Annotated in this window: 20 protein-coding genes; 11 read left to right on the top strand and 9 right to left on the bottom strand. The window is 63.7% G+C overall.

What is annotated here, in order from left to right:
* Window positions 1–87 precede the first annotated feature (87 nt).
* Both ligA and ACYG9V_RS24280 read left to right on the top strand, forming a co-directional pair.
* Window positions 88–2292, top strand: coding sequence for an NAD-dependent DNA ligase LigA (gene ligA / locus ACYG9V_RS24285; protein WP_352765085.1), 2205 nt, complete (start codon window positions 88–90; stop codon window positions 2290–2292).
* Complete coding sequence (locus tag ACYG9V_RS24280) at window positions 2292–2984, top strand: DUF2461 domain-containing protein (RefSeq protein WP_023688039.1); 693 nt, start codon at window positions 2292–2294, stop codon at window positions 2982–2984. Before ligA ends, ACYG9V_RS24280 begins: the two co-directional genes overlap by 1 nt.
* Before the next feature lie 22 nt (window positions 2985–3006).
* Here the strand turns inward: ACYG9V_RS24280 and ACYG9V_RS24275 are convergent, their stop codons facing one another.
* Window positions 3007–3765 (bottom strand): SDR family NAD(P)-dependent oxidoreductase, encoded by a 759-nt coding sequence (locus ACYG9V_RS24275; protein ID WP_023688040.1) that lies wholly within the window; start codon window positions 3763–3765, stop codon window positions 3007–3009.
* 115 nt (window positions 3766–3880) lie between these two features.
* Between ACYG9V_RS24275 and ACYG9V_RS24270 the strand changes: the two genes are divergently transcribed.
* Window positions 3881–4609, top strand: coding sequence for an AzlC family ABC transporter permease (locus ACYG9V_RS24270; protein WP_023668289.1), 729 nt, complete (start codon window positions 3881–3883; stop codon window positions 4607–4609).
* Window positions 4606–4902 carry an AzlD family protein gene (locus ACYG9V_RS24265; RefSeq protein ID WP_352765087.1) on the top strand — a complete coding sequence of 99 codons (297 nt, stop codon included), beginning with the start codon at window positions 4606–4608 and terminating at the stop codon, window positions 4900–4902. The genes ACYG9V_RS24270 and ACYG9V_RS24265 overlap by 4 nt, the downstream gene beginning before the upstream one ends.
* 155 nt (window positions 4903–5057) lie before the next feature.
* Here the strand turns inward: ACYG9V_RS24265 and ACYG9V_RS24260 are convergent, their stop codons facing one another.
* The 3 genes from ACYG9V_RS24260 to ACYG9V_RS24250 all read right to left on the bottom strand — a co-directional run bounded on the left by ACYG9V_RS24260 (window position 5058) and on the right by ACYG9V_RS24250 (window position 8538).
* Window positions 5058–6902, bottom strand: coding sequence for an aminopeptidase P family protein (locus ACYG9V_RS24260; protein WP_023753103.1), 1845 nt, complete (start codon window positions 6900–6902; stop codon window positions 5058–5060).
* A 105-nt stretch (window positions 6903–7007) separates the two neighbouring features.
* Complete coding sequence (locus ACYG9V_RS24255; protein ID WP_023733063.1) at window positions 7008–7880, bottom strand: 50S ribosomal protein L11 methyltransferase; 873 nt, start codon at window positions 7878–7880, stop codon at window positions 7008–7010.
* 82 nt (window positions 7881–7962) lie between these two features.
* The gene (locus ACYG9V_RS24250; RefSeq protein WP_352765089.1) at window positions 7963–8538 is read right to left on the bottom strand and encodes an SCO family protein; all 576 of its coding nucleotides are present in this window, start codon (window positions 8536–8538) and stop codon (window positions 7963–7965) included.
* A 181-nt stretch (window positions 8539–8719) separates the two neighbouring features.
* Here ACYG9V_RS24250 and ACYG9V_RS24245 point away from each other — a divergent pair, with 181 nt between their 5' ends.
* From ACYG9V_RS24245 to ACYG9V_RS24235, 3 genes are all read left to right on the top strand, one after another.
* Complete coding sequence (locus ACYG9V_RS24245; RefSeq protein WP_023753104.1) at window positions 8720–9238, top strand: CreA family protein; 519 nt, start codon at window positions 8720–8722, stop codon at window positions 9236–9238.
* Window positions 9239–9299: 61 nt separating this feature from the next.
* Window positions 9300–9941 (top strand): DapH/DapD/GlmU-related protein, encoded by a 642-nt coding sequence (locus ACYG9V_RS24240; protein ID WP_352765091.1) that lies wholly within the window; start codon window positions 9300–9302, stop codon window positions 9939–9941.
* Window positions 9942–10320: 379 nt separating this feature from the next.
* Entirely contained in the window at window positions 10321–10752 is a 432-nt protein-coding gene (locus tag ACYG9V_RS24235) for a low affinity iron permease family protein (RefSeq protein ID WP_023750938.1), read from the top strand.
* 26 nt (window positions 10753–10778) lie between these two features.
* Here ACYG9V_RS24235 and ACYG9V_RS24230 read toward each other — a convergent pair whose 3' ends face one another.
* Window positions 10779–11645 carry an SDR family NAD(P)-dependent oxidoreductase gene (locus tag ACYG9V_RS24230; protein ID WP_352765093.1) on the bottom strand — a complete coding sequence of 289 codons (867 nt, stop codon included), beginning with the start codon at window positions 11643–11645 and terminating at the stop codon, window positions 10779–10781.
* Window positions 11646–11777: 132 nt separating this feature from the next.
* On the opposite strand from ACYG9V_RS24230, the gene ACYG9V_RS24225 reads away from it, so the two are divergent.
* A complete protein-coding gene (locus ACYG9V_RS24225) occupies window positions 11778–12059 on the top strand; it encodes a hypothetical protein (RefSeq protein WP_023668298.1) in 282 nt (93 codons plus the stop codon).
* Between the two features lie 12 nt (window positions 12060–12071).
* Here ACYG9V_RS24225 and ACYG9V_RS24220 read toward each other — a convergent pair whose 3' ends face one another.
* Window positions 12072–12647 carry a TMEM175 family protein gene (locus tag ACYG9V_RS24220; RefSeq protein WP_023729337.1) on the bottom strand — a complete coding sequence of 192 codons (576 nt, stop codon included), beginning with the start codon at window positions 12645–12647 and terminating at the stop codon, window positions 12072–12074.
* A 153-nt stretch (window positions 12648–12800) separates the two neighbouring features.
* Between ACYG9V_RS24220 and ACYG9V_RS24215 the strand changes: the two genes are divergently transcribed.
* Window positions 12801–14009 carry an MFS transporter gene (locus ACYG9V_RS24215; protein ID WP_352765094.1) on the top strand — a complete coding sequence of 403 codons (1209 nt, stop codon included), beginning with the start codon at window positions 12801–12803 and terminating at the stop codon, window positions 14007–14009.
* A gap of 3 nt (window positions 14010–14012) precedes the next feature.
* Here the strand turns inward: ACYG9V_RS24215 and ACYG9V_RS24210 are convergent, their stop codons facing one another.
* The gene (locus ACYG9V_RS24210; protein WP_352765096.1) at window positions 14013–15485 is read right to left on the bottom strand and encodes an MATE family efflux transporter; all 1473 of its coding nucleotides are present in this window, start codon (window positions 15483–15485) and stop codon (window positions 14013–14015) included.
* Between the two features lie 198 nt (window positions 15486–15683).
* On the opposite strand from ACYG9V_RS24210, the gene ACYG9V_RS24205 reads away from it, so the two are divergent.
* The gene (locus tag ACYG9V_RS24205; protein WP_023668302.1) at window positions 15684–16472 is read left to right on the top strand and encodes a L,D-transpeptidase; all 789 of its coding nucleotides are present in this window, start codon (window positions 15684–15686) and stop codon (window positions 16470–16472) included.
* A gap of 78 nt (window positions 16473–16550) precedes the next feature.
* On the opposite strand, the gene ACYG9V_RS24200 is transcribed toward ACYG9V_RS24205, so the two are convergent.
* Window positions 16551–18026, bottom strand: a complete 1476-nt coding sequence (locus ACYG9V_RS24200) for an esterase-like activity of phytase family protein (protein ID WP_352765097.1) — start codon at window positions 18024–18026, stop codon at window positions 16551–16553.
* 223 nt (window positions 18027–18249) lie between these two features.
* On the opposite strand from ACYG9V_RS24200, the gene ACYG9V_RS24195 reads away from it, so the two are divergent.
* Window positions 18250–18564, top strand: a complete 315-nt coding sequence (locus ACYG9V_RS24195) for a ferritin family protein (protein ID WP_023668303.1) — start codon at window positions 18250–18252, stop codon at window positions 18562–18564.
* 27 nt (window positions 18565–18591) lie between these two features.
* On the opposite strand, the gene ACYG9V_RS24190 is transcribed toward ACYG9V_RS24195, so the two are convergent.
* A complete protein-coding gene (locus ACYG9V_RS24190) occupies window positions 18592–19617 on the bottom strand; it encodes a LacI family DNA-binding transcriptional regulator (protein WP_023668304.1) in 1026 nt (341 codons plus the stop codon).
* Between the last annotated feature and the right edge of the window lie 80 nt (window positions 19618–19697).

Here is a 19697-nt window from a genome sequence, read left to right as displayed (position 1 = left end):
TCAGGATATGGCTCCATCCCGCTGTTCAGGAATGCTTTTTCCGAAATCCTGATTTATGGTGTCGCGCCACTGTCCAGGGACCGCTGCATGTCTGAAAAGCCAGTCGAATCGTTGAGCGAAAGCGAAGCCGCGGATGAGCTCCAGCGGCTGGCCGAGGAGATCGCCGGTCATGACAGGCGCTATCATGCCGAGGACGCGCCGACGATTACGGACGCGGAATATGACGCGCTGCGGCGGCGCAACCTTGCCATCGAGGAGCGGTTTCCCGGTCTGGTACGCGAGGATTCGCCCTCGCTGCGGGTCGGCGCCGCGCCGGCGGAAGGCTTTGCCAAGGTGCGCCATGCGGTGCCGATGCTCAGCCTCGCCAAGGCCTACACAGACGAGGACGTCACCGATTTCATCGAGCGTGGCCGGCGCTTCTTCGACCGCGACAAGGATCTCGACATCGCGTTTACGGCCGAGCCGAAGATCGACGGACTGTCGGCGTCGCTGCGCTATGAACGCGGCGTGTTCGTGCAGGGTGCTACGCGCGGCGACGGCGCTGTCGGCGAGGACATCACCGCCAATCTCAGGACCGTCGCCGACATCCCCGCCAAGCTCAAAGGATCGGGCTGGCCCGAGACCATCGAGATCCGCGGCGAAGTCTACATGACCTATGCGGAATTCGAGGCACTGAAGGCCCGCTCGGCGGCGGTGGGCGGCCAGGACTATGTCAACCCGCGCAATACGGCAGCGGGCTCCTTGCGACAGAAGGATGCGTCCGTCACCGCCAGCCGCAATCTTAAATTTTTTGCTTATGCCTGGGGCTACACGACAGCGGATCCGGCGCCGACCCAATATGATTCGGTGCAGAAATTCGCCGAATGGGGGTTCAAGGTCAGCCCATTGATGGTGCGGGCGAAGTCGGTCGAGGAGCTGATCGCGCACTACCACAAGATCGAGGAGCTGCGTTCGTCGCTCGGCTACGACATCGACGGTGTCGTCTACAAGGTCGACCAGCTGGAATTGCAGCGTCGCTGGGGCTTTGTCACCGGTGAGCCGCGCTGGGCCGTTGCGCACAAATTCCCGGCCGAACAGGCGATGACGACGGTGCAGAAGATCGACATCCAGGTCGGTCGTACCGGTACGCTGGCGCCGGTGGCGCGGCTGGCGCCGGTCACGGTTGGCGGCGTGGTGGTCGAAAACGTCACGCTGCACAATGAGGACTACATCAAGGGTTTTGACAGCAACGGCTTGCCAATTCGCGACGGCATCGATGTCCGCATCGGTGACACGGTTGTCATACAACGGGCGGGCGATGTCATTCCGCAGATCGTCAGCGTCGTCGTCGACAAGCGGCCGGCTGATGCGGTGCCTTACGAATTCCCGCACATTTGTCCGGTCTGCGGCTCGCCGGCGACGCGCGAAATCAACGAGAAGACCGGCAAGGAGGATTCGCGCCGGCGCTGCACCGGCGAGCTGATCTGCGCCGCGCAGGCCGTGGAGCGGCTGCGTCATTTCGTGTCGCGCGGCGCGCTCGACATCGAGGGGCTGGGCGCCGAGAATATCGACCTGTTCTTCAATTCGGGACTGGTCAAGACCGCCGCCGATATCTTCACCCTCAGGGATCGCCGCCCGGCCGTCACCAGGGCGCTGGCCGAGCGGCGCGAGGAGCAGGCCAGGCAGCGCGAGGCGGCATCGGGCAAGGCGCGCAAGAATGTGCGCGGTGTCGAGGACCGCAATTATGAAGGCCTCGACAAGCTGTTCGCGGCCATCGATTCGCGCCGCGAGCCGGAGCTCGACCGCTTCATCTTCGCACTCGGCATCCGCCATATCGGCGAAACGACGGCGGCCGTGCTTGCCCGGACGTTTTCGACCATCGAGCAGCTGATCCGCGTCGGCAAGGAAACGGCGGCGGCTGAGGATCCGCACAGCGTCTTCCCCTCCATCAACGGCATTGGCGACACGGTGATCGATGCGTTGCGCGATTTCTTCGGCAATGAACGCAATGACGACGAGCTCGACAGACTGCTCGAACAGGTCAAGCCGAAGCCGTATGTCGTCACCGTGTCGGCCGACAGCGAGGTTGCCGGCAAGACCATCGTCTTCACCGGCACGCTGGAAAAGATGACACGCTCCGAAGCCAAGGCGATGGCCGAACGGCTCGGCGCCAAGGTGGCGGGTTCGGTGTCGGCGAAGACCGATCTGCTGGTGGCCGGGCCGGGCGCAGGCTCCAAACTGAAGCAGGCCAGCGAACTCGGCGTCGAAGTCATCGACGAGGACACCTGGCTGCAACGGGTCGGCAAGGCGTGATGGCCGGTTCGTTCAAAGGGTTCGGGCAAAAGGCCCTACCGTTCCTCAAGGCGCTCGACTTCCACCAGAGCCGCGAATGGTTCCAGGAAAACCGCGCGCTTTACGACAGCGAGTTGCATGAGCCGTTCTGCGATCTGGTCGAGACGCTGACCGAGCGCTTCGCGGCGGCGGGTCTGGGCTTGCGCGGAGACCGCAAGAAGTCACTGTTTCGCATCAACCGCGACGTGCGCTTCGCCAAGGACAAGCGGCCCTACAACCAGCATTTGTCGGCCATGCTGTCGCCGGATGGCACGAAGATGGAGCAGGGCGTGTTCTTCGTCTATGTCGGGATCGACCGCTGCTTTGCCGATGTCGCCTGGTGGAATCCGGAGCCGTCCCTGCTGCTGGCGATGCGCAAGGCGATCGTCGCCCGGCCGGCCGAGTTCCGAAAACTGCTCTCAACGCTGAAGAAAAACGGCTTCGAACTTGAAACCGAGGGCCGCATGAAGCGCACGCCGCGTGGCTTCGAGCAGGTCAACGAACCCGATCTTGTCGACGCCATCCGCAACCGGCACTTCTATGTCCAGCACATGATCGATCCGGCTGGAATTCACGCGCCGACGCTGGTCGACGAGCTTGTCGATTTCGCCTTGCGCGCCAAGCCGCTGCTTGACTGGGGCAGGGCGATCCAGGGCACGGCACCGCGGAGCTAAATCAGCCCGGCGCACTGCACGGCTACATCCGCATCAAAAGACCACCGTCGACTGCCAGTTCGATGCCGGTGATGTAGCTTGCCGCATCGGAAAGCAGGAATAGCGCGGCATTGGCCATGTCCTGCGGCGTGCCGATGCGGCCGAGCGGCGCATAATTGGCAACGGCCGCGCGTTTCTCCTCGGTGTCCCAGCGCGCCTGCAGCGGCGTCAACGCCATGCCCGGGCAGATCGAATTGGAGCGGATGCCATCGCCCGCCAACTGCATGGCGAGCGACTTCGACAGCGCACAGACGCCGGCCTTCGATGCCTGGTAGGCATCCTGCGGGGTCGGATCGCCGCGATACCACTGGATGGTGGAGAAGTGCACCATGGCGCCGCCGCGTCCGCCGGCCCGCATATGGGGAACCACCGCCCGCGCGGTGTGGACGAAGGATTTCAGATTGATGTTGAAGACCTGGTCCCAGACATCGAGGTCCATCTCGAGGGCCGATTTGTCGCGACCGAACCAGAGCACGCCTGCGACATTGGCGAGATAATCGATGCCGCCGCGCTTGCGGCCCGCGGCATTGATGGTCTGCTCGACAAAGGCGGCGTCGGTAAGGTCGCCCTGGGCAAAGGTGAGCCGGTCGTCATAGGCGGCAAGCGACGCCGGACGCGGCTTGACGTCGATGGCGGTGACCGAGGCGCCGGCCTCGAGCAGCGCCAGCGAGATCGCCTCGCCCATGCCGCCACCGGCGCCGGTGACGACTGCGTGCCTGCCGGTGAAATCATAAGCGATCATCCGAACCCCTTACCTGTTTTTACAACATCAGTTTCGCTGATTTGTTGGCTCAAGCGAATTCGTCTGACTTTTCAAACGCCGGCTCCTACATAGCAGCGCGAGATGGGAATGTGACATGTCGGCAGAGACCTTAAGCGAAAATTCCGTGGCCAGCGACTTCTGGGACGGCGTGCGGCTGTCGATGCCGGTGGTTGTCGCCGCGGCGCCATTTGGGCTGCTGTTCGGCGCCATCGCCGTTGACAACGGCTTTTCCGTTCTCGAAGCTTTCTTGATGAGCGCGCTGATCTTCGGCGGCGCCAGCCAGATGGTCGGCATCGAATTGTTCGGCCAGCATGTCGCGCCATGGCTGATCGTGCTGTCGATCTTCGCGGTAAACTTCCGTCACGTGCTTTACTCCGCCAGCATCGGCCGGCGAATCGCGCACTGGCCGGTTATCAGCCAAGCGCTGGGCTATTTCGTGCTCACCGATCCGCAGTTCGCGGTGGCGGAGCGCAAGGCCGAAGCCGGCGAGACCGTTGGCTTTGCCTGGTATATGGGCCTTGGCCTGCCGGTGTATGTGTTCTGGGGGATCGAAAGCGCGCTGGGCGCGGTTTTCGGCAAGCTGATCCCCGACACGCATGCGCTCGGCATCGATTTCCTGCTGCCGATCTATTTCCTCGGGCTGGTCATGGGCTTTCGCAACCGGCCACTGTGGCTGCCGGTGGTGATCGCCAGCGCCGCGGCGTCGATCATTGCCTACAAAACTGTGGGATCGCCATGGCACGTCTCCATCGGCGCCGTTGCAGGCGTGCTTCTGGCCGTCATCCTGCCGCCGCACCATAGCGGTGTGGAGGCAAAACGATGAGCGCGACTTTGTGGATCATCATTGCCGGCGCGCTCGCCACCTATCTCACCCGCGTCGGCGGCCATCTGGTGATCTCGCGCTTCGACCACATCCATCCACGCGTCGAGGCTGGCTTGAACGCCGTGCCGGCGGCGGTGCTGACGACGCTGGTGGCGCCCGCCGCACTCAGTGCCGGACCGGCGGAATGGGCGGCGCTGGTCGTCGCCGCTGTGGTCTCGCTGCGCGGCGGCCTGATGGCGATGTTTCTGGCCGGGGCGGTGGTGCTGGTCCTCGCGCGGCAGTTTGTGGCATAGGGCGCCTGCGCGCGGAACAGTTTCGAACTGTCGGCGCCGCCGCTCATTGCCCTGCCGGGCGTTCGTCACTCGAAAAGCCAAGCAATTGGCTTTTCGTCCGCTTCGCGGACCGCTCCTCACCTCCCCGTATAGTGACGGGAAGAAAGAAGCTCATTTCAGATCTTGGCGTCGTGCGGCAGCGGCGCTGTTGCCTTCTCCAGCCAGGCCAGCGTCTCGCCGTCGAGCATCGGGCCGATCTCGGCCAGCACCCAGGCATGGTAAGTATCCAGCCAGTGCAACTCCTCGCGCGTCAACAGGTCGGTGCGGATCAGCCTGATATCGATCGGCGCCAGCGTCAGCGTCTCGAAACCGTGCATGGCGATGTCGCCGCCTTCGACCTGTTCGGCAGGCGTCACCAGGATCAGGTTCTCGATGCGGATGCCGTAGGAGCCTTCCTTGTAATAGCCGGGCTCGTTGGACAGCATCATGCCGGCGAGCAGCTTTTCGGTGCCGGTGCGGGCGATGCGCTGCGGGCCTTCATGCACGGCCAGATAGGAGCCGACGCCGTGGCCGGTGCCGTGGGCAAAGTCGCAGCCATGCTTCCACAGCGCCATGCGCGCCACTGCGTCGATTTCCGAGCCGCGCGTGCCGGCGGGAAAGCGCAGCGTGGAAATGCCGATCATACCTTTCAGCACCAGTGTGAAGCGCTCGCGCATCTCCTCGGTCGGCTGGCCGATCGGCACCGTGCGGGTGATATCGGTGGTGCCGTCCTGATACTGGGCGCCGGAATCGAGCAGGAACAGCTCGCCCTTTGCCAGCTCGCGGTTGGTGGCGCGCGACACGCGGTAGTGCATGATGGCGCCGTTCGGACCGCTGCCTGAAATGGTGTCGAAGGAGACGTCGCGCAGCGGCATCTGCGTTTCCTCGCCGGTCTGCCGGCGCACCTCCTCCAACTTGGTGACAACGGTTATTTCGTCGAGCGTGCCCGGCTTTTGCCGTTCCAGCCAGCACAGCAGTTTCGCCACGGCCGCCCCGTCTCGGCGGTGCGCGGCGCGGCTGCCGGCGATTTCCGCCTGGTTCTTGGTGGCGCGCGGAATGCGGGCGGGATCGGCCGCTGAAACAAATGCGCCGCCATTGTCCTCGACCAGCATTCTCAGCTTCTCCGCCGCCAGCACCGGGTCGAGCGCGATCTTGGCGCCGCCCTTGGCAAGGGTAACGACCGCCGCCTCGAATTCGCCGGGCTCGTGCAGATCGGCGAGTTGGGTGAGATAGGCGGCGACCGTGCGCGAAAACTTGCGCTGGTCCATGAACAGCTGGTGCTTGCCGTCGGCGGCAGGGATCGCGAAGCCGAGCGCCAGCGGCGTGTGCGGCACGTCACCGCCACGGATGTTGAAGGCCCAGGCGATCGAGGAGGGGTCGGTGAGCACGGCGTGCGTCGCGCCCTCCTTGCCGATTGCCGCCACCAGCCGCGCCAGCTTGTCCTTGGCGAGTTCCCCGGCAAAGCCGATCGGGTGGATTTCGACCGGCGCCACGGGCGGCGCCGGCTGATCCTTCCAGATGATGTCGATCGGGTTCCTGTCGAGCGGCACCAGCGTCGCGCCGGATTGCTCGGCCGAGGTTTTCAGCGCCTTGACCTCAGCGATCGTGTGCAGCCACGGGTCGAAGCCAAGCCTGGCGCCCTTGCCGAGATTGTCCTTGATCCAGGAGGCCGGCGGGTTGTCGACGAGACTCTCGATCGCAAAAATGTCGAGATCGACCTCGTGGCGCACTTGCAAGGTATAGCGGCCATCGACGAACATGAAGGCGCGGTCACGCTGCACAAGTGCTACGCCCGCCGAGCCGCTGAAGCCGGTCAACCATTTCAGCCGCGCCGAGCGATCGGCGACATACTCGCCCTGGTGCTCGTCGGCGCGCGGCACCAGGAAACCGTCGAGGCCATTATCCGCCAGCCATCGCCGCAGCAACGTCACGCGCGGCTTGCCGACGCTGGGGTCGCCTGCGGAATCGAAGGTCTGGAACATGGTATGCCTCCTGTATCGGGCGCGACCGTAGCGCATGACCCGGAAAACCGGAATCGATTTTCGCCAATCGCAACAGGCTCGGATTGGTCCAAAGCGCGTTGCGTCTCAGTGCTTCAGGTGGATCGTCACCCAGCCTTCGCGATGCAAGGTCCTGACATGCCGGAAATTCTGGCCGACATAGGCCGAGATCACCGCATTGCATTGGCGCTCGAGGATGCCGGACAACACGATCGAGCCGCCGAGGCTGATGTGCCTGGCCATCTCAGGCGCCAGCCGCATCAGCGGCCGCGCCAATATGTTGGCGACGATGAGGTCGAAAGGCGCGCGCTTGCCGAAGATCGGGTGGTGGAAGCCGGGCGCCGTCACCGTTTCAACCAGCGCCTTGACGTGGTTGAGGCGGGCATTGGCGGCGGCGACCCTGACGGCGATCGGATCGATGTCGGTCGCCAGCACCGGAATATGCGCCAGTTTGGCGACGGCGATTGCCAGCACCGCGCTGCCGGTGCCGAGGTCGAGGGCATTCCTGGGACGTTCGCGGCGCACGACCCGTTCCAGCATTTCGAGGCAGCCGGCCGTGGTGCCGTGATGGCCGGTGCCGAAGGCAAGGCCGGCCTCGATCTCGATGGCGAGTTCGCCGCTGTGGCGCTTCCGGCGGTCATGCGCGCCATGGACGAAGAAACGTCCGGCGCGCACCGGCTTCAGTCCCTCCAGCGAGCGCGCCACCCAGTCGATGTCGGGCAAAACCTCGCGCTCGATCGGCTTCGACAGGGACAGTCCCACAAGGCTGTCTTTTAGCCGCGCCTCAACCGCGTCGACATTGCCGTCGGTGTAGAGCGAAACCTCATAGATGTCGCGGTCTTCATCGACTTCGAGCACGGCGATCGGCAGGCCTTCATCCTCGAAAGCCGGCTCGAGCGCGGCAAAGATGCGGTCGGCCTCGATCTTCCCAGCGATGAAGTGGAGCCTGGTCTGACCCATCAGTTGGTCTCTTGCTTGAGCATGATCTCTGGACAACACTTTTCTGTCCGAGAAAACCGGATTCCACATTTAGGGATCATGCCTAGCCTGCTGCCAGCCGCTTCAGCTTGGCAATCGCGGTATCGGCGCTTTCGCCATAGGCGATGGTGCCCGAAAACTCGCCCTTGGCATTGAGCAGCAGCGCCGAGGCGGTGTGGTCCATCGTATAATCGCCGTCGCCGGTGTCGACCTTCTTCCAGTAGATGTTGAAGGACTTCGCCATGGCGTGCACCTTGTCGGGATCGCCCGATATGCCGACGATGCGGTCGGAGAAATTGCTGACGTAAGTGTTCATCACAGGCGGCGTGTCGCGCTCTGGATCGACGGTAACGAAGTAGGCGTTGAGGTTCTTGCCGTCGTCGCCCAGCGTCTTCAGCCAGCCGGCCATTTCGAACAAAGTGGTCGGGCAGACTTCCGGGCAATGGGTGAAGCCGAAGAAGACGATGCTGGGTTTTTCCCGGAAGGCGGCTTCGGTGATTGGCGCGCCTTTCTGGTCGACCAGCGTGAATGGCGCACCATACGGCTCGCCACCATAATGGCCGCGATAGAAGTCAAAGGTGAGCCAGCCGATGCCCGCCGCCATCAGAACCAGAATGCCGACCAGAATTGAACGCATCATCAGGAAGTGTCCGTCGCAGAAATCGAGCGCCGGATCGGCGCTCCTGTTGGCGAGCAGTCTTAGCCGGTCGCAGGGAGCAAGGCAAAGATGCCGCGTTGCCGCAACCGGGCTGGACGCTACCTTGCAAACAGCTGGCCCTTATCCCACCTGAGACCGGCAAACCGAACCTGAGGAGGCTCCCTTGCAAAGACGGACTGGGCAGAGACGGATTGGGCAGAAACTGATCGGCGGCGCGCTGGCCGCATGCATTGCCCTTGGCGCCGGTGCCGCGGCGGCAGAGGAGGTCGGCAAGGTCGGCGTCGATTGGGTCGGCAACGACATCATCGTCGAGGCGATCAAGGACCCCAAGATCGACGGCGTGACCTGCCATGTCTCCTATTTCGACCGCAGCGTCATCGACCGCTTGCACAAGGGCAACTGGTTCGAGGATCCGTCTGATTCCTCGATCTCCTGCCGCCAGACCGGGCCGATCACCATCGGCGACATCGACATGAGCGAAGGCGGCGAAGAGGTGTTCAAGCAAGGCATCAGCCTGATCTGGAAGAAGCAGGTGGTGAACCGCATCTACGACAAGAAGAACGAGACGCTGATCTATCTCTCGCATTCGCGCCAGGTGCAGGACGGCTCGGCGAAAATGTCGGTGACGACCGTGCCGCTGTTCGGCCAGAACGTGGTGTGGACCGGCGGCAAGCCGAAATAGCGGATTCTCCGGGCGCAACGCGACAATTGCTTCCGCAATTGTGCGGGGGTAAATCCGCCAGATGGACCGTACCGAAAACCTCGTCCTGAAAGATCCGGAGCCGCGCATCCATCCGACCGCGGAGCTGAAAGCGTGCAAGCTTGGCCGCTATGCCTGGATCGGCGAACGGGTGGTGCTGCGCGAGGTCAATGTCGGCGATTTCTCCTATTTCGAGCGCCACGCCGAGGCGATCTACACGACGATCGGAAAATTCTGCTCGATCGCCGCCAACAGCCGCATCAATGCGCTAGAGCATCCGATCGAGCGGATCACGCAGCACAAGCTCAGCTACCGGCCGAACGAGTATTTCCGCTGGCTGGGCGTCGACGCGGCGTTCCGCGCGCGGCGGCAGGCCAAGGCGGTCAGCATCGGCAACGATGTCTGGATCGGCCATGGCGCCGTCATCATGCCCGGCATCAGCATCGGCAATGGCGCCATCGTCGGCGCCAATGCGGTGGTGACGCGGAATGTACCGGCCTACACAATCGTCGCCGGCGTACCGGCAAAGCCGTTGCGCATGCGCTTTCCCTCCGAGATCGCGGCGCGGATCGAAAGCCTCGCCTGGTGGGACTGGCCGCCGGAGAAACTCGCCAAAGCGGTTCCCGACATGCAGGCCTTGCCGATTGAGGATTTCCTCCATCGCTGGGAGCAAGAGCATTCCTGAGAGCTCGCCGCGCGTGCGCGGTTTCATCGACTGGCTGGCCGAAATCCTGGCGCCAAAATTCTGAACGGCACGTGTCGGGAAGAGTTCCGCCGGCTGCGGCAACGCAACGAACCCCTTCCGCCATGCGGGGGTGGCGCAGCGGAAGGGGCTTGGAGACAAATCCGCGTGAAGCGGAAGGAACAGGTTTTGGCCTGCATGGCGACTATGGCAACAAACCGATAAGGCGGCTTTTCACGGCGCTGCGCCTTTGGCGTGCATACAATTGCATCAGGGATGCCATCTGCGACAGGGAACCGGAAGCGGCTGCCGGTTGTTTATTGTTGGAGCGATGAATGCGGCCTTGGTCAGCTCATCGCGCTTTGACCCGTTGAGGATGTGAATGATCGAAAAGCTGTTTACCAGAATCGCCAACACCGTTTCGCACTTGGCGGGCCTGCCGCCGACTTTCATCGCCTGCTGCGCCATCGTTATCGTCTGGGCGGTAAGCGGGCCATTCTTCGGCTTTTCCGATACGTGGCAGCTCGTCATCAACACGGGAACGACGATCATCACCTTCCTGATGGTGTTCCTGATCCAGAACACCCAGAACCGCGACGGCGCCGCGGTTCAGGCCAAGCTCGACGAACTGATCCGCGTCAGCGAGGGCCACAATCATTTCATCGGCATCGAGCACCTGACCGAATCCGAGGTCGAGGAGATCAGAGACAAATGCGAGCGGGCGGCAAAACGCCATGACCACGAGCTCGCCGAACTGGCGGGCAAGAAGGCCGTCGCGCAAAAGCGCACCGCGAAAAAACGCGCGCCCGCCTGAGTCTCGGCTTTGGCTGAGTTCGACGATCAGTTTCCCATAAAGGCCGCGAAAGCGTCCTTATGGTCGGGGTGCCAGCGCGAGAGAGCAGGCCGGTTCTCGATGATGTCGCCGATCGCCCAGGCCATGCGCTTTTCATCGGTCGGCCGCATCACCTCATTATCGGGGCACAGGATGTAGAAGTCCCCACGCGCCAGCGAAGCCAGCATGAAGTCGACCACCTGCTCGCCGGTCCAGGCGCCAGCCGGTTTTTCGACCGCTCCTTCGGTGAGGCCGGTGAAGGTGAAGCCGGGAATGAGAAGATGCGCCGCGACCTTCGCGCCCGGCTCGTTGCGCAATGCGTGCGCCAGGCCTTCGGTGAACGTCTTCAATGCCGATTTGGAGACGTTGTAGGCGAGATTGCCGGGTGGCGTGGTGATGCCTTGCTTGGAGCCGGTGTTGATGATCAGGCCAGGCTCTCCGGAGGCCAGCATGGCCGGAGCGAAGGCCTCGACGCCATGTACGACACCCCAGAAATTGATGTCGATCAGCCGCTTCCAGGCGTCGCCGTTCTCCCACGGTTTTCCCGGATTGTTGCCGACGCCGGCATTGTTCATCAGCAGCGATACGGCGCCGAAAGCGGCATGCGTCTTTTCCGCCAGCCGGCCGAGTTCGTCGGCCTTCGACACGTCTGTGGCGACGGCAAGCACGGCATTCTCGCCGGTGATCGCGGCGACTGCCTGGCGGGCCGCATCGAGGCGCGCGCCGCCAATGTCGGCCAGCACCAGTCTCATGCCCATAGCCGCCAGCCTTTTGGCGGCGGCAAGCCCGATGCCGCTGGCGCCCCCGGTGACGACGGCGACGTTGCCTCGGCTGAGGGCGGGCAAAGCGGATTGGATTTCGGCGTCGGAGGTCATGTTCTTTTTCCTAGGGTTCGGGTGGCGCCGAACTTAGCGCGGGACGCGCATCGTGCAAGGCCGTCCCGCGTGTTCGGGTTGACCGCATCAACGGCGGCTGTGCATGCTGCTGCCGAACAGGGAGACTGCCGATTGACCGACTGGGTTGCGATCCTGAAGGAGCAGACCGCCACCGGCGACCAGATGGGCCGCGAGGTGCCGCAGATGCTTGCCAATCCGGACATAAGCGAAGCGCAGGTGAAGACCTTGTTTTCGGCACTCGAAAAACAGGCCGAGTTCGTCGAGAAATTGCGCATGGCGCTGGAAAAATTCGGCCATGATTTTTCGATCATCAAGGCGGCCGAGCGGCTGGAGGAGCGCTATGCCGACCTTGCGGCGTCGGTTGCCGAAAAGCTGAAGGCGATGCGCAAGTAGAGGCGTCCTACGCTACTTTTCCAGCACCCGCGAAAAACGCGTGTCCGGCACGAACCAGACGGCGGCCACCAGCACGAAGATCGCAACGCCGATCCATTGGTTGACGAAGGCAAGCGGGACGGCGGCGGCGTAGAGGGCCACCGAGATCTTGCCCTTGCGGTCATTGCCCAGCGCCTTGGCGAAGGCGGTGTCGTTGCCGTGCAAATGGTGCAGCTTGGTGGCGAGAAAGGTGTAGGCGACCGCGCACAGCACCAGCTCGATGCCATAGACGGCGACGGGGACCGGCGCGAAATGGTTCTCGCCCATGAAGGCCGTCGTTGCCGGCATCAGCGACAACCAGAACAGAAGGTTGAGGTTGGCCCACAGCACGCGGCCGTCGACCCTTTGGACGGTGTGGAACATGTTGTGCAGATTGTTCCAGTAGATACCGACATTGATGAACGACAAGACATAGCTGAAAAAGATCGGCCACAGCGGCAGAAGCGCTGAAAAATCCTCGCCATGCGGCACTTTCAGCTCCAGCACCATGATGGTGATGATGATGGCGACGACGCCATCGGTGAATGCCTCGACTCTGCCTTTTCCCATGGATTCTCCCTCTGGATGGAAAGACGTTAAGCGAGGATTTCGGGCAAGACCATCCTGACAAGGTTGTCAGGATGAAGTTCGGCACGTGGAACGGCCGCCATTACATGGACGTTGGGGCGCAATTGGGCGTTGGGCGATTGGCCGGAGGTTGCCATGACCAGCTATGCCGAGACCATAACGCGCGACAACGGATTCGATGGCCGGCCCGCGATGGCCGCGGTTGCCGCCATGATCGCCGCTCTGTTCGCCGGGAGCACGGTGCTGACGCCGCTTTACGTCATCTACAAGCAGGCCTTCGGTTTCTCGCAGATCACGCTGACGCTGGTCTACGCTGTCTATGTCGTCGGCAATCTCGGCGCATTGCTGATGTTCGGGCGCTTGTCCGACGGCATTGGCCGCCGTCCTGCGGCGCTGGCGTCGATGGCCATAGCGGTGGTCAGCGCGCTGGTGTTCCTGCTGGCCGAGAATGTCGCCTGGCTCGATGTCGCCCGCATATTGAGCGGCCTTGGCATCGGCATCGGCGCGGGAACGGGCACAGCCTGGCTTGCCGAATTGATCGAGGGTAAGGACAAATCGCGCGCGGCAATCATCGCCACCAGCACCAACTTCGTTGGCCTTGGCCTCGGCGCGCTGGCATCGGGCCTGCTCGCCGAATATGCGCCCTGGCCGTTGAGACTAACGTTTGCGGTCTATCTTGCCTTGCTCGTGGTGGTGACGCTGTTGATCTGGCGCACCAGGGAAACCGTTTCGCGGCCGGGAAGGCTGGCCGATGTTTCGCTGCGGCCGCGGCTGTCGGTGCCCGCTGATATCCGCGCCGCTTTCGTGGCGCCGGCGGTCACCGGTTTCGGCGCCATGGCGCTGGTCGGCTTCTATGCAGCCCTGGCGCCGAGCATCCTGGCGCAGCAGCTGCATGTGGCCAACCATGCCGAGGCCGGCGCGCTGTTCTTCGAACTGTCGATCGTTGCGGCCGCGACCATTCTGGCCACGACCCGACTGTCCAGTCGCGCCGGCATGCTGGCCGCGCTGGCGCTGATGATCCCTGCGGTGGGGCTGGTGGTTGCGGCGCAGTTTTTCGCCTCGATGTCGCTGATGATTGCCGCCACCGCTCTGTGCGGCGTGGCGGCTGCGCTCGGCTATCGCGGCGGCCTGCAGGTGGTGAACCAGATCGCACCTGCCGAGCGTCGCGCCGAATTGGTGTCGGCGTTCTTTATCTGCTGCTTCTGCGGCAATGCGCTGCCGGTGATCGGCATTGGGCTGCTGTCGAGTTGGGCCACTCCGACGACGGCAAGCCTGGCCTTTGCCGGCATGATCACGCTGTTCTCTGTCGTAGCGCTGGGGTTCGGCGTCAAATACGCGCGCTGAGCCTCACCCGTTTGGCGTCCCGGGCGCCATGTTTGCCCGTCCGCGCGGGATGCCGAGGCCGGTGTCGGGCGGCTCGCCGGCGGCCGGCCGGTCCTCGATCATGTGCATGGTGCGCCAGCGGCCGAAGCGATAATAGGCGGCGGCCAGCACCAGCGAGGTGATCGATCCCGCCGGAAAACTCCACCACAGCGCTTCCTCGCCGATGTAGGTCCTGAAGAAGTAGGCAAAGCCGGTACGCACGACCAGCACGGAAATCACCAGAATGATCAGCGGCGGCATCACGGCACCGGTGGCGCGCACGGTGGCGAACAGCACGATGGTGACGCCGAACAGGATGAACGACCAGGACGCCACCTTGTTGATGTGGGCTGCAATGTCGATTGCGGTGCTGTCGCCGCTGAGGAACAGGCCGAGCACCGGCCTGTCGAAGAAGAACAGCAGCGCCACCAGGGCGCCGGTGAGCACCAGGTTGAAGCCGACGCCGGACGCCGCGATGCGACCGATGCGGTCCCAGCGCCCGGCGCCGACATTCTGGGCCGCCATCGACGAGACTGCGGCTCCGATCGCCAGTGCAGGCATCTGGATATAGGTCCACAGCTGCGCCGCGATGCCGTAGGCGGCGGCGACCTGCGAGCCGTAGGAGTTGACGATGCCCATCACGGTCAGCGCCGCCGCCGAAATGACGATCATCTGCAGGCCCATCGGCACGCCCTTGAAGACGACGATCCTGAGCAGCGCCGGATCCGGCCGCAGCAGAGCGAGGTTCGCGCCGGCGAGCCGCAACGGATGCTTTTTGGCATAAAGCACGACGAGGATGGCGATCACGCTCACCGTCTGGCCGATCAGCGTCGAGGTGGCGGAGCCGGCGATGCCGAGTTCGGGGAAGGGGCCGATGCCGCGAATGAGCAGCGGATTGAGGATGATGTCGAGCACGACCGCGAGCGCCATGAAGAAGAATGGCGTGCGCGAATCACCCGCACCGCGCAGCACCGTCATGACGAAGGACAGAAGGTTCATCATCGGCACGGCGACGAAGATGATACGCAGATAGGAGCGCGCCAGCGGCAGCGCATCGGGCGGGGTGCCCAGTGTGTTGAGGATGGCGTCGACCCAGATCCAGCCGCAGACGGCGAAGATAGCCGAGACGAGGAAGAAGAAGCTGGCGCTGGTGCCGACGATGCGCCGCGCCTCGGGCAGGTCGCGGGCGCCGACCGATTGCGCCACCAGGATGGTGGCGGCCATGCCGATGCCGAATACGGTGCCGAGAATCAGGAACAGCACCAGATTGGCGTTGGAGGTGGCGGTCAGCGCCGATTCACCGAGGAAGCGGCCGACCCAGACGGCGTTGATCGAACCGTTGAGCGATTGCAGCACGTTGGAGCCGAGCACCGGCAGAGCGAACAAAAGCAGCGTGCGCGGAATCGGGCCGCTGGTCAGGTCGCCGGTGCGCCGGCGCGGTGGTATTTTTTCGTCCATGGGCTGTTCGGCGAAGGTTCATCTCAAAGTCCGCCCGGCAATGATCGCCGATTTGACGGACAAGGTCGATGCGGCATTGGAACATGCCACCTGGCGGCTTCACGCTAATCAGTTCTCAAAACATCCGGAATGGGATATGGGTCGCCGCCGCGTGGGGTCGCATATCCTGTTGGATATGATGAATAGGCTGGGGGGATCATGTCCGACAATCCGCTTTTTTCCGAGCGCCTGAACCGGCGCGCGTTTCTTGGAATATCCGCTTTGGGTGCCGCTTCCATGGCGCTTTCAGCCTGCACCACGACCGATGTCGTGGTGCCGCCAACGCCCGCCCCGGCGCCTGAACCGGCTCTGGGCGATGCCGCCACCATGTATTCGGCGCGCGTCGATGAGGGCTTTTCATTGCCGGCAATCCCCGTCGCCAAGCTCGATCCGAAATTCGTGCGCCAGATCGTGGACGATCCGACCGGCGAAAAACCCGGCACGATCGTCGTCGATACATCCGAGCATTTTCTCTATCTGGTGCGCGACGGCGGCAAGGCAATGCGCTATGGCGTCAGCCTCGGCAAGGCCGGGTTTGGCTGGACCGGCAGCGCCGTGATCCAGGCGCGCAAGAAATGGCCGGTGTGGACGCCGCCGCCCGAAATGATCCAGCGCCGGCCGGAACTGGCGAAATACAAGGACGGCATGCCGCCCGGACCGCAGAGCCCGCTCGGTGCGCGCGCGCTCTATCTGTTCCGCGACGGCAAGGACACGATGTACCGGCTGCACGGCACGCCGGAATGGGATTCCATCGGCAAGAACGCGTCGTCAGGCTGCGTGCGCTTCATGAACCAGGACATCATCGACCTCTACAGCCGCGTCAACGGCGTAGCCCAGGTCTATGTGCGCCCGAACCTGTCGGCCGCGGGCAAGATCATGGCTGTGTCGAGCCGGACCGCCGAGCCGATCGATGCCGGCGTGCCAAGGGATGCGGAGATTTTGAAATAGGTGCCTTCACGGCATCGCTGATCGCCGAAAAACGGTTAGAGGCGGACGCGCCGAGCGCGTCCGCCTTTCCGTATATGGCTACTTCTTGGCGAGGCCCGGAAGCGTGACCTGATAGACCAGGAACATGGTATCGACATCGGCGCCGTCTTCGGCCTTGTAGGGCGCGCCGACCTGAAAACCGTCCTGGGTGAGAAAGTCGTTATCGTTGCCGACGAACAGGAAATAGTCGTCGGGCAGCGCCGGATCGAGCACGCTGACCACCGACATCGCTTCCCACTTCTCCGAGAGATTGTTCTTGTCGTTCGGCTTGCCGTCATGCAGGCCGAAACGGCCGAGTTCCTTGTTGTCGTTGATGTCAATGAACGGCGTCAGCTTGGCCGGGGTCACCGAGGGGTCGAGCACGCCCTTGGGCGCCAGCGGCTTGTCGGCGGCATCGAAGGCGCCGCCGGAAATGTCGGTGGCGCCAGAGACGTCGACGACGAAAATCTGGCGCAGCAGCGAAGTATCGCCCTTCACCCCCTGGCCGTTTCCGCTGTCGCGCGCCAGCATCAGGAAGGTCTTGTCGGACAGCGCCATGATCTCGCTCTGCGCGGCGACCTTGGTCTTGTCCTTGGTGACCTTGAACACCGGCAGCGGCACGACATATTCATGCACCAGCTTGAGATGGGCCGGGTCGGAGGCGTTGTAGACCAGGGCGCGGGTGTTCTGGCGCGTCGCGGGCGAATCGCCGCCATCCTGGCGGGGCGCCGACTGCAGCACAGCGATCAGCGACTTGCCGTCCGGCGTCAGCGCCATGCCTTCGAGGCCCTGGTTGTTCTGGCGGCCGGTTTCGGGATCCTTCGGATCGGGTTCGGCTGCACCGGGGCCTGGATTGTCGGAGGCGAAGTTCGGCCCGCCCTTGCGCATCGGCACCAAAGCGGCCGGCGGCTGCGTTGCCGACAACAGATGGCCGTCGGCCGAGAAGCGGTAGATGTTGGGGCCGTATTCGTCAGAGATGAACATGGTGCCGTCGGGCAGCCGCGCGATCGCCTCGTTGTCGAGCGCCAGCTTGCCGTTGGCCTCGGGCAGGATCGGCAGGTCGCCGCTCGCCGCGCGCACGCCGTTGAGCGGATCGAGGCCGGTGGCGTCTGCGCCCTTGTCGTCGGTGAGCAGCAGCGAATCGGCTAGCGTCGCCTTGACGCCTGTTTGTTCCTGGCCGGCAGCGGGCGTGGCGCCCAGTGCGGTCGGCGTGAACTCGATGCGAATAGTGTTGAGCCGCGGCCGGTAGTCGGTGGTGCCGACGACATTGTAGCCGCGATCCGGCAGCAGCCACAGCGAACCCTTGTAGCCATCCGCGCCATGGGTCCAGCTTGCGGCGTCGATCGACATGCCGGAGCCGGAGCCGAAGGTCTCGCCGAACTTGTCCTTCTGATCGGCCGGAATGCGGCCGACGCCGACCAGGCCCTTGTTGACGAAGCCGCCAACGGTGGCGGTGCTGCCGGCAAGGGCAGGGGTCAGGGCGGTAAACAGCGCCAATGCGGCGCCGAGCGACACGGTTCGGTGCAGATTTTTCATGGAGATCCTTCTTGTGACGGAACGGGCCGGAACGGCCGGATGACGAAGCCGCCGCAATCGACGATGCCGCGCCCACCGATGAGCGGTCTAGGACGCGAAGATGATAGTTGCGTGACAGACCTTGTCGCACTCGCTCCGGAACCATTTTCCAGCCTGATCCGTTGCACGCGAGCCCAAGCGTCGCCTGCGATGGCCGGTCGAGCCCCGGGCCTGGGAGGGATAAATGGGTTTCGATCAGTATCACGAGCCGCCGGAAGAACTGACGCAGGAGGTGCGGACCTTTGCCCGCATGATCACCTCGTTGATCGAAGAGGCCGAGGCGATCAGCTGGTACGAACAGCGCATGTCGGTCGAGAAAGACCCTCAGGCCAAGGCGATCATGAAGAACGCGCAAGGCGAGGAGTTCAAGCATTTCGGCATGGATCTGGAATTCCTGCTGCGCCAGAAGAAAGACTGGCGCGCGGAACTGAAGGAAATCCTGTTCACCACCGGCGACATCGTCAAGGCCGGCGAGCGGGGCGAGAAGAAGGTGGATTGAGGCCCGCCGGCCTTCCTCCGCGGCGGATCAATCGCTGTCGCGGGCGATCAGCTCCAGCGGCCAGACTTCGCGGATGATGCGCGGACCTTCCGGGCCGGCAAAGGCGGGAAGCGAGGCCAGCAGCATTTCGGCCAGTCGCCGGCCCATCGGCTCCAGCGACGGACGGAAGGCGGTCAGCGCCGGTGAAAAATAGCGGCAGAGCGGCGTGTCGACGATGACGATCACCGCGATGTCGTGGCCGGGCCTGATGCCCATCTCGGCCAGTGCCTTGCAGCCGCCGAGCGCCATTGCGTCATTGTTGAAGATGATGGCTGTGGGCCGGTCCCTGGAGAGCATCACGCGCGGCGTCACCTGGTAGCCTCCGGCCTCGTTGATGAAGCCGTCGGCGATCAGGCCGGGGTCGACTTCGATACCATGCCGCTTCAGCGCCTTGCGGTAGCCGTCGAGGAACAGGTAGCCGAAGTTGAGATCAAGCGAAGGGCGGATGGCGGCAATGCGGCGGTGGCCGCGCGCGACCAGCCGGTCGACGGCTTCATCACCCGCCCTCTCGAAATCGATATCGAGCGAAGGATAGGTGTCGCCGCCGGATTGACTTCGGCCAAGCGTGGCGAAGGGAAAGCCGGCCTTGCTGAGATAGTCGATCCGATCGTCTTCCCGCCGTGTATTGGCCAACACGACCGCGTCGGCCCGGCGCGTCTCAACAACGCGGCGCAGCCTCTCCTGCTGATATTGACCGGGCTCACCCATGACGACCATCAAATCCAGGCCATACTCGGCAAGCCGGCCCTGCAGACCGATCAGGAACGGGATGAAGAACGGTTCGCCATATTGCTGGTCGCCCGGATGCGGCTGCAGCATGAAGGCGATCGAATGGGTGGTGCCTTGCCGCAGGCTGCGGCCGGACTGGTTGGGCGAATAGTTCAATTGCTTGGCGGCGGCGAGCACGCGCTGGCGGGTGTCGGCATTGACGTCGGCGCGGCCGTTCAACGCCCGCGACACGGTGCCGATCGAAATGTTCAGGTGACGCGCGAGGTCATGGATGCTGGACGCCAAGGACAGTTCTCCCCCTGTCTTGGCTAGCACCGGCTGCCGCCCAGGCCAAGGCTTCGGGATGATTTTCGCCGGCAGCCGAT

It is taken from the genome of Mesorhizobium sp. W016 (genome assembly GCF_054719485.1).
The sequence above is the reverse complement of the archived record's forward strand: the minus strand, read 5'-3'. Positions and strand labels throughout refer to the sequence as shown.